The organism is Actinomadura sp. GC306 (assembly GCF_004348665.1).
In the GTDB taxonomy this organism is placed as follows: Bacteria; Actinomycetota; Actinomycetes; order Streptosporangiales; family Streptosporangiaceae; genus Spirillospora.
The window spans coordinates 1-7,459 of sequence record NZ_SMKM01000308.1 but is presented as its reverse complement, the minus strand read 5'-3'; the positions used below and the strand labels follow the sequence as shown (position 1 = coordinate 7,459).

3 protein-coding genes and 1 pseudogene are annotated in these 7,459 nt (G+C 72.2%); 2 read left to right on the top strand and 2 right to left on the bottom strand.

Going from position 1 to position 7,459, the window contains the following annotated elements:
* Both E1200_RS28980 and E1200_RS28975 read right to left on the bottom strand, forming a co-directional pair.
* Window positions 1-181: pseudogene (locus E1200_RS28980) on the bottom strand (hypothetical protein); the annotation flags it as partial.
* Between the two features lie 125 nt (window positions 182-306).
* The gene (locus E1200_RS28975) at window positions 307-2,796 is read right to left on the bottom strand and encodes a SpoIIE family protein phosphatase (protein WP_131955258.1); all 2,490 of its coding nucleotides are present in this window, start codon (window positions 2,794-2,796) and stop codon (window positions 307-309) included.
* 397 nt (window positions 2,797-3,193) lie between these two features.
* Here E1200_RS28975 and E1200_RS28970 point away from each other — a divergent pair, with 397 nt between their 5' ends.
* Complete coding sequence (locus tag E1200_RS28970) at window positions 3,194-6,328, top strand: M14 family metallopeptidase (protein WP_131955257.1); 3,135 nt, start codon at window positions 3,194-3,196, stop codon at window positions 6,326-6,328.
* A gap of 517 nt (window positions 6,329-6,845) precedes the next feature.
* Window positions 6,846-7,459: sigma-70 family RNA polymerase sigma factor (locus E1200_RS28965; RefSeq protein WP_131955256.1), on the top strand; the 614-nt coding region annotated here is incomplete at its 3' end.

Here is a 7,459-nt window from a genome sequence, read left to right as displayed (position 1 = left end):
GGTCGAGGGTGAGCATGGGGCTGTCGAGCATGCCGAGGACGAGGTCGCGCAGGGGCGGCCGGGTGCGGCACGTCACCTCGGCGCGGGCGAGGTCCGCCGGGTCCGGGACGGGTGCGGGCAGCGCCACGGCGTAGGTGGCGTAGAGCGTCTCCGGTACCGGCAGCGTCAGATTCCGCCCCAAGTGTCCCCCCGTGGCTTCGATGGGTGTCGTCACATCGATCAGAGCGGACGGGGCGTTGGAAAATATCTGGCGCCGACGGGACATTTACCTCACAGATTCGCGATGCGGGCCCACGACCACGGGCGTCAGCGCGGCGGGGGCCGCCCGGGCAGGGGGTGCTCGAACCAGACGACCTTGCCGGGTTCGGCGCGGTGGGTGCCCCAGCGCGCGGCCAGGTGGCTGACGAGCTGGAGCCCGCGGCCCGACTCGTCGGTGGCGTCGGCGTGCCGGAGCCGGGGCAGGTCGGCGCCGTCGTCGTAGACCTCGCAGAGCAGGGTCCGGCCCTTGATCAGGCGGAGGCCGATGGTCCCGGCGCCGTGGACGAGGGCGTTGGTGACGAGTTCGCTGACGAGCAGTTCCACGGTGTCGGTGAGCGGCTCCAGGCCCCAGTCGGCGAGCCGCGCGGCGACCTGGGTCCGCACCCAGGGGACGGTGCTCGGCAGCGGTTCCAGCCGCTCCCAGGCCGCGACGTCGCCCTTGGGGATGCCGTCGAACCCGACGGCGACGATCGCGATGTCGTCGGCGGGGGTGGACGTGGCGAGGGAGTCGAGGAGGGAGTCGCAGGTGCGGTCGAGGTCGCGCGTGGCGCCGGCGAGGCGGCCGCGCATGAGCTCCAGCCCGTGGTCGAGGTCGCGGTCGCGGCGCTCCAGGAGGCCGTCCGTGCACAGGACGAGCTGCGCCCCGTCCTCCACGGCCACCTCGACCGTCTCGAACGGCTCGCCGCCGACCCCGATCGGCACGCCGGACGGGACGCCGAGGACGCGGCTCTCCCCGTACGCCGACACCAGCACGGGCGGGATGTGCCCGGCGTTGGCGAGCGTGCACGTCCGCTCGACCGGGTCGTACACCGCGTACAGGCAGGTGGCGAGGTAGTCCTCGCCGAGCCGGCGGGCGAGGCCGTCGAGCTGGCGCAGCAGCCGGGCGGGGCGCATGTCCTCGGCGGCGAGGGTGCGGACGGCCGTGCGCATCTGCCCCATGATCGCGGCGGCGGTGAGCCCGTGGCCCATGACGTCGCCGACGACGATGCCGAGCCGGTGGCCGGGCAGCGGGATGGCGTCGAACCAGTCGCCGCCGACGTTGATCGCCTGGCCCGCGGGACGGTAGCGGTAGCGGACGCGGGCGCCCGCGACGTCCGGGGGGTCGTCGGGGAGCATCGAGTGCTGCAGCTCCTCGGCGACCTGGACCTCGCGCCGGTAGAGCCGGCCGTTGTCGATGCACAGCGCGGCGCGGCGGCCCAGCTCGTCGACCATGGCGAAGTCGAGGTCGCCGAAGCCGGGGCGGCCGGGCTTGCGCAGGAGCTTGAACGTGCCGAGGACGCGGCCCCGGGCGATCAGCGGGACGATCAGCAGTTCCCGGCCGGTGAACAGCGGCCGCAGGTCGCGGTCGCCGAAGGAGGCGGCGATCTCGGTGGCCTGCGCGGGGCCGACGTGCGGGATGTGGAAGGGCCGCCCGGTCCGCATGGCCCGGACGAACGGCGCCCCGGACGCCAGCCGCAGCGTCTCGTCCTCGGGGACGAGGTCGTCCCAGCGCCCGTCCTCGTCGTTGTGGACGACCGCGACCCGGCGCATCAGCGTGGTCTCGTCGACCTCGGCGGCGGGCGGGGCGGAGTCGGCGACGACCCGTTCGAGCAGTTCGACGGCGGCGAAGTCGGCGAGCCGCGGGACCAGGACCTCGGCCAGCTTGCGGGCGGCCTGCAGGTGGTCGAGGGGGGCGCCGATCTGCTGCCCGGCCTCGCTGAGGTAGGTGAGCGGTTCGCGCATGGCCGCGGGCCCCGGGCCGCCTCGCTGGGGCGGGCCGTCCGCCGGGCCGGGGGGCCGGATCGCGGGGCGCGCCCCGCGGGCCGCGCGCCGCCGCCCGGTGCGCACGGCCGGGACCGCCTGGCGGGGCCGGATCGGGCCGGTGTCGCGGACCGACGCGGCCGGGCGCAGCGGGGCGGGGGCGGCCGGCCCGGTGTGCGGGATGATCGGCAGCCGGACCGTCAGGCCGAGGGAGACGGCCGGGCAGCCGAGGTCCAGCACCTGCAGGGCGATCTTCCTGGCCGCGTCCGGGGCCAGCACGGGCAGCAGGTCGGCGAGCCGCGCGGTGAAGGGCGCGGCGAACGGCGCGGGGCCGGTCCCGGGTGGGACGAGCGCCGGTTCGACCCGGAGCAGCCGGGTGCCGGCGGCGCGCCGGGCGCCCTCGCCGGGGACCGCCATGGGCAGGTCGCCGACGGCGATGCCGGGGCCCTCCTCGCGGAGCCGGCGCAGGTCGGCGGCGAGCGCCAGGACGCGGGTGTCGTGGCCGCCCGGGGCGGCCTGGATGGGGTAGACCCACCAGCCGACCTCGGTGAGCACGCCGTCGTCGACGCGCGGAAGGGTGCAGGAGCCGCACCAGACGTGCCCGAAGACCTCGGGCTCGAAGGCGCCGCGGTGCTCGGGCGGGAGCCGCAGCAGCTCCGCGGGCGGCCGGCCGAGGGCGCGGTGCCGCTCGGCGCCGAACATCTCGGCCGCGGTGTCGTCCCAGTGGCTGATGCGTCCGCGCCCGTCGAGGATGACGGCCGTCATCCACGCCGTCCCCAGCAGCTCGTCGATGACCATGTGGACCCCCTCCAGGGAGTGCAGGACGATCGACTTGCTCGGCGACTCCCGGTCAGGTGGACGCTACCTGCCGTAACAAGATCGTGAGGCGGGTCCGCCGAAACCGGTTTGGGACGGCGGCCGAGCCGGTTCGATTACCGGTCTTCCGGAACGCCCTTTATCAAAGGGAACGTCGCACGCCCCGGACGACCGCACCCGGCACACCGCCGGGCAGCCGCCCCTCCTGCTCGACGACGTTCCCTTTATCAAAGGGAACGTGCCCGTAGCCACCCCAGAAGGCCGAATTGGCAGAATGTGACCGAATGCGGCTTAGGGTACTAATGCCCCATTGACACCCACGTTCCCCAGGCAGACGATCACGCAACCCCCCATTTGTGATCCCGCCCAGGGAGGCGCAATGCCGCGCGCACCGTTCCGGCATCGAAGACTCGTCCCGACCCTCGCCGCCGCCGCGCTCCTGATCGGAACGCTGGCGGCGCCCCCGGCCAACGCCTCTCCGGGCCCCTCCGACTCGGGCCCGGCGATCGCGGTCTACACCGCCGAGCTCAGCCCGGCCCAGGTCGAGCTGCTGAACCGGTCCGGCCTCGACCACGAGGCGATCCGCATCGCCAAGGGCGACAAGCCGGGCAGTATCCGCGTCGAGGCCGTGATGAGCGCGCCGCAGGCCGCGGCGCTCAACCGGCAGGGCCTCGGCCTCACCGCGAAGAACACGGCCCGCCTTCGCACGAAGGCCGCGCAGGACGGCGTATTCCGGCCTTACAGCGGCCCCGGGAACATCCACGAGGAGCTCCTGAAGGTCGCCGCCGACAACCCGTCCATCGCCACCGCGGTGGACATCGGCAAGAGCCGCGAGGGCAAGCCGATCACCGCGGTCAAGGTGACCAAGGACGTTCGCAGCAAGAGGCACCACAAGAAGCCCGTGGTCGTCTACCAGGGGGCGCAGCACGCCCGCGAATGGATCACGCCGGAGATGGTGCGCCGGCTGCTGCACCACTACGTCGGCAACTACGGCGGCAACGCCGAGATCACGAAGATCGTCGACACGACCGAGCTGTGGTTCATCCCCGTCGTCAACGTGGACGGCTACGACCTGACGTTCCAGGACGGGTTCCGCCTCTGGCGCAAGAACACCCGCGACAACAACGGCGACGGCCAGATCACCGGCGCCGACGGCGTCGACCTCAACCGCAACTTCCCCTACAAGTGGGGCTACGACAACGAGGGCTCCTCCGACGCGCCCGCGGACGAGACCTACCGCGGCCCGGCCCCCGGCTCCGAGCCGGAGACCAAGGCGCAGATGGACCTCTACAAGAAGGTCCGGCCCGCCTACCTGATCAACTACCACTCGGCGGCGGAGCTGCTGCTGCACGGCGTGGGCTGGCAGACGCTGACCCGCAGCCCGGACGACGTCATCCACGACGCCCTGCTCGGTGACATCGACAACCCGGCCGTCCCGGGCTACGTGCCCCAGCTGGGCGCACAGCTCTACACCACCAACGGCGACACCGACGGCCAGGCCGACAACGTCTACGGCGCGCTGTCGATCACGCCCGAGATGGCGACCTGCGCGTCGGCCGCGGCGTCCGACCCGGACGACGAGTGGGAGCCCGGCGACTGCGGCAGCGGGTTCGAGTTCCCCGACGACGAGACGCTCATCCAGCGGGAGTTCGCGAAGAACCTGCCGTTCGCGCTGTCGGTCGGCAAGTCGGCGCACAACCCGGACGAGCCCGTGTCCGCCCTCGGGCACGAGACCGCCGACTTCGAGACGGACGCGTTCGGCACGTCCTACGGCGGCTCGCAGGAGGTCGCCTCGGTGATCCGCAGGTCGCTGCGGCTGAAGACGATGCACTACCGGATCAACGACGGCCGCGTGCGGCACGACCTCGTCCGCGAGTGGCGCGGTGGCGAGCGCTACGGCGACGAGAACGACACCTACTACGCCGAGTACCGCGGCAAGGTCAGAGCGCAGCGGCCCGGCGACAAGGTCGAGGTGTGGTTCTCCGGCTGGAAGGGCCTGAAACGGGTCGAGAGCGAGCGCTTCACCTACACCGTGCGCGACCAGAAGAAGGCCGACGTCCTGGTCATCGCGGACGAGGACTACACCGGCGTCAACCCGACCTACCCGGCCGGGACGGACGCGCCGAAGTACGCCGAGCGGTACGCCGAGCTCGTCAGATCCGCCGAGCACCGGCCGCTGGTGTGGGACATCGACAAGGACGGCGTCCCGCACGACCTCGGCGTCCTGAAGCACTTCAAGGCCGTCGTCTGGTACCTGGGCGACAACCGCCTCACCCAGGACGAGGCCGACGAACCGGTCCGGTCCGTCATCGGCGACTTCCCCGACTCGCAGGTGGCCGACCGCGCGAAGGACCTGGTCCTGAGCGTCCGGTCCTACCTCAACGAGGGCGGGAAGCTGCTCCACACCGGTGAGACGACCGGGTACACCGGGCCGCTCGGCCAGGCGAACGGCGGCGGCATCTACTACGGCCTGAAGGGCCATCCCGAGCGCCCGTGCGTGCTGACCACGAGCTACCGGGACGACTGCGAACTGCTGTCGGACGACTTCTTCCAGTACTACCTGGGCGCGTACGACAGGCAGCTCATCGGCTCGCCGACCGGGTTCGCCGGGACGGAACGGCCGTTCGACGGCGTGACGTCCGGGCTCACCGGCACGGCGACCAACCCGCTGAACGAGGCGGGCGGCTTCCAGGTGACCTCCACCGCGCTGCCCAAGGCCGAGTTCCCGCAGTTCACCAGCTGGAAGATCGGCGACTACACCGGTGCCGTCGCGTCCACCGAGCCCGTCGAGGGCGACTGGTACGTCGCCGGCACCCACGAGAACAGCACGTACCGGCGGCTGACCCGGACGATCGACCTGACCGGCGTCACCGCCGCGCAGGTCCCGACGCTCCAGGCCCAGCTCTCCTACAGCACCGAGACGGGCTACGACAACGTCATCGTCGAGGCCCACACCGCCGGTGCCGACGACTGGACCACGCTGCCCGACAAGAACGGGCGCACGTCCACCGACGTGCCGGCGGAGTGCGAGGCGGGCTACTACCTCGCGATGCACCCGTTCCTCAACCACTACCTCACGGGAGGGAACCCCTGCGGCAACACCGGGACCACCGGCGCGTGGAACGCGTTCACGGGCAACTCGAACGGCTGGGTCCCCGTCGCGTTCGACCTGTCCGCCTACGCGGGCAAGCAGGTGGAGGTCTCCTTCGCCTATGTGAGCGACCCCTTCACCGGTGGGACCGGGCTGTTCATCGACGACACCAGCCTCACCACGACCGGCGGTGAGCTCGACGCCGAGGGTTTCGAGACCGGCCTCGGCCCCTGGTCGATCGAGGGCGCCCCTGAGGGGAGCCCTGGCAACGGTTCCGAGTTCGTCCGGTCCGAGGCGCTGATCGACTCGGTCTCGTCGGTCGCGACCAAGGACACCATCCTGTTCGGCTTCGGGCTCGAACAGGCCGAGACCGCCGGCGGGCGGACCCTGATGGCCAGGGCCCTGGAACACCTGCTCGGCTGACCCTCCGACACCACCGTCCCGATCCCCGGGAGCCCCCGTCGCGCCGGGCTCCCGGGGATCCCTCGTCTCCACGCGCCGCCGGACCGCCGCCGGACCGCCGCCGGACCGCCGCCGCATCGCCGCCGCGGCCGGTCCTATACCGCCTGATCACAGTCCTCGGAACGGCATAACGCCACATGTGACGGACGACACCCGATCGGACGCAACCTTTTGGATCCTTCCAAGCGTCTTTAAAGACAAGGAAGACCACCGATGGGTGGAAGGCGCCCGATCGAGCACCGGCCCGCGACGTCCCGCAAGCACATCTCGTGAACACGGGGTCGCCCTGGCCCACCCGGTCCGCGCAGGAACCTCGGCCCACGCGCCATGGGCGGCCGAGACCTCCGAACCCGTCGGGAACGGTGGCACGTACCACTGGCACGGGGGGCGGTTCGTCCGCCCGGTCCGCGCGTGCCCCCGAACACGCGTCAGCAACCGGCCCGCCGACACCTGGGGCCATTACCTACGGGGAGCGACGATGACCGCCGTCACCACGCATGCCCGCCGTACCGAGGCGGCCGAGAACACCGAGCGCTACGAGCGCGACGTCCTGCCGCTCGCCGACCCCCTGTACGCCAGCGCCGTGCGGATGACCCGCAACACGGCCGACGCCGAGGACCTGGTCCAGGAGACCCTCGCCAAGGCCTACGTGAACTTCCACCAGTTCCAGGAGGGCACGAACCTCAAGGCGTGGCTGCACCGCATCCTCACCAACAACTTCATCAACACCTACCGCAAGAAGCAGCGCGAGCCCCAGCGCGCCGGCTCCGAGGAGCTGGAGGAGTGGCAGATCGCGCGGGCGGAGGCGCACGCGTCCGGCTTCCGCTCCGCCGAGGCCGAGGCGCTGGACCGCATCCCCGACTCCCGCGTCGTCGACGCCCTGCGGGCGCTGCCGAGCGACTTCCGCGACGCCGTCTACCTCGCCGACGTCGAGGGCTACGCCTACCGGGAGATCGCCGAGATGATGGGGACGCCCATCGGGACGGTCATGTCCCGCCTGCACCGCGGCCGCAAGCAGCTCCGCGAGGCGCTCGCCGACCACCCCGCCCCCGGCCGCCGGGCGGGCGACGCCCGCGCCGCCCACATCCTCGC

Bases quoted from the DNA above. Each gene is read 5' to 3' on its own strand.
- E1200_RS28975 (WP_131955258.1), bottom strand. From the start codon at position 2,796: ATGGTCATCGACGAGCTGCTGGGGACGGCGTGGATGACGGCCGTCATC.
- E1200_RS28970 (WP_131955257.1), top strand. From the start codon at position 3,194: ATGCCGCGCGCACCGTTCCGGCATCGAAGACTCGTCCCGACCCTCGCC.